This is a genomic window from Alienimonas chondri (assembly GCF_013036045.1).
GTDB lineage: Bacteria > Planctomycetota > Planctomycetia > Planctomycetales > Planctomycetaceae > Alienimonas > Alienimonas chondri.
Map to the genome: position 1 here is coordinate 1 of NZ_WTPX01000306.1, position 2099 is coordinate 2099.

The 2099-nt window shown below is 71.2% G+C and carries 2 protein-coding genes; one reads left to right on the forward strand and one right to left on the reverse strand.

Features of this window, described 5'->3' with window-relative positions:
* Positions 1-294 precede the first annotated feature (294 nt).
* Positions 295-1452, reverse strand: a complete 1158-nt coding sequence (locus tag LzC2_RS21240) for a glycosyltransferase family 4 protein (RefSeq protein ID WP_171190021.1) — start codon at positions 1450-1452, stop codon at positions 295-297.
* Positions 1453-1535: 83 nt separating this feature from the next.
* Here LzC2_RS21240 and LzC2_RS21245 point away from each other — a divergent pair, with 83 nt between their 5' ends.
* Entirely contained in the window at positions 1536-1916 is a 381-nt protein-coding gene (locus LzC2_RS21245; protein ID WP_171190022.1) for a Rieske (2Fe-2S) protein, read from the forward strand.
* The last annotated feature ends 183 nt before the right edge of the window (positions 1917-2099 follow it).

Genomic DNA, 2099 nt, shown 5'->3' on the forward strand with positions numbered 1-2099 from the left:
CTCACCCCCAGCCCCTCTCCCCCAAAAGGGGGGCGAGGGGAGACCCGTGCGGTGCGACTCACTCACAGATTGTGATGCGCTCTGCTCCCCTCTCCCTCAGGGAGAGGGGCCGGGGGTGAGGGTGAGCGAGCCTTCACCCACAGTAGTTCGCGGGGTGACGGGCGAACGCTCGACGAGTGCGGCAGTAATGTGAAGGGCAACCGGACGGTTCCAGCCCCCTCACGCCCAACCCCTCTCCCCCCGGTGTTCCTCAACTGGGGGCGAGGGGAGACTCGTGCGGTGCGACTCGCTCTGTCAGATAGCGCCCAACGCCGCGTCCCACACCGCGGCCAAGCCGGCCGCGGACCGCTCCACGGTGAACCGTTCGATGCGCCGCCGGCCGGCGGCGGCGAGACGGGTTCGTTCGTTCTCGCTCGCCAAGAGTTGAGTGACCGTCGTCGCCAGCGCCGCCGCGTCGCCGGGGGGGACGGCGGCGAAGGCGTCGCCGAGCATCTCCCGCGTGCCGCCGACCTCCGTGGCGACGATCGGCAGCCCCGCGGCAGCCGCTTCCAGCAACACCCGGCCGAACGGCTCCTGACGAGCCGGATGCACCAGCAGGTCCGCCGCCGCCATCAGCCGCGGCACGTCCGACCGCGTGCCCAACCGATGCACCCGGCCGGGGGCGCTTCGTTCCAACAGGGCGAACACGTCCTCCTCGAACCGCACGCTTTCCGCCTTCGTGCTCCAGCGTTCGCCCACCATGACGAAGTGCGGCGGCGGGTTCGATGCAATCCCCGCCGCGGCCTCGGCGAGCACGTCCCAGCCCTTCCGCAGCCCGATCTGGCCAATCGTCAGCAGCAACGGGGCGTCCGCGGGCAGGTGCAGTTCGTTGCGGACCGAACCTTTCCGGTTCGCTGCGCTCACCGGTCCGGGGGGATAAACCCCCCGGCTCGCCGGCGTCGCCCATTGCGGATCGATGCCGTTGTGGACGACGGTCGCCCGGTCCGCCGGCAGGCCGCGGGCGACGTGGTGATCGCGCGTCGCCGCGCTGACCGCGACCAGCGCGGCGCATTGCCCAAGATCCCGCAGCGCCGCTTTGGACAGGTTCAGAATGTCCCGCAGATGAGCCGTCACCGGACAGGGCAGCGGACGCGAGGCGCCGTCCGCCCCGCCGTTCGCCAGCCGGCCCAGCACACGACCGACGCTCAGACTGTTGCCGTGCAGCAGCGCCGGCCGCACCCGCTCCAGCGCCGCCCGCAGGGACGCTTCCTCCTTCACATCGCACCCCACGACCGGCCACCCGGCGGCGCTAAGCGTCTCCGCCAGCGCGCCGGTCGGCGGGGCGAGGGCCACGAGCTCGAACCGCTCCCGCAGTCGGTCGCAGACCGCCAACAGCGACCGCTCCCCGCCATGTACGGAGGGATACTCGAAGGCGACGGCGACGAGGGGCTTGGCCGGAGGGGAGAGGGGCAAGGCGTGAGGCGTCAGTAGGGACGAGCGGGCCGAAAGGATAGAATCCTCGTCCTCCCCGTCACTTACGCCTCACGCCTTTCGCCTTGCCCCTTTTTGAAGATGTCTGCGCCACGGACGAGATCCCGCCGAACGAGCTGCGCGCCTTCGAGGTGAACGGCGTGTTCGTCGCCGTCGCCCACCTGCCCGGACCGGACGGCGAGGCCGAGGGGGGAACGTTTACGGCGATGGAGGACAGTTGTCCGCACGCGGGGGCGCCGCTGTCCGACGGCCACCTCGAACCCGGCGGCTGCGGAGCGGACGGCGAGCCCGACGCGGGCGGCGCCACGGTCGTCTGTCCCCTGCATGCCTGGCGGTTCGACTGCCGGACCGGCCACTGGTGCGACGCCCCCAAAGGCAAGGTGCGCGTCGAGACCTACGAGACGAAAGTTGAGAACGGCCGCGTGCTCGTCTGCGTCCCGGACTGAGAGGCGGTTCCAAGAGTGAGGCGCGCCAAACTCTTCCCCCCTCTCCCTCAGGGAGAGGGGCCGGGGGTGAGGGTGAGCGAACCCTCGCACGCAACCGTTCGCGGGGTGACAGGCGAACGCTCAACGAGAGCGGCGGGATCGTGAAGGGCGACCGGGCGGTTTCAGCCCCCTCACCCCCAGCCC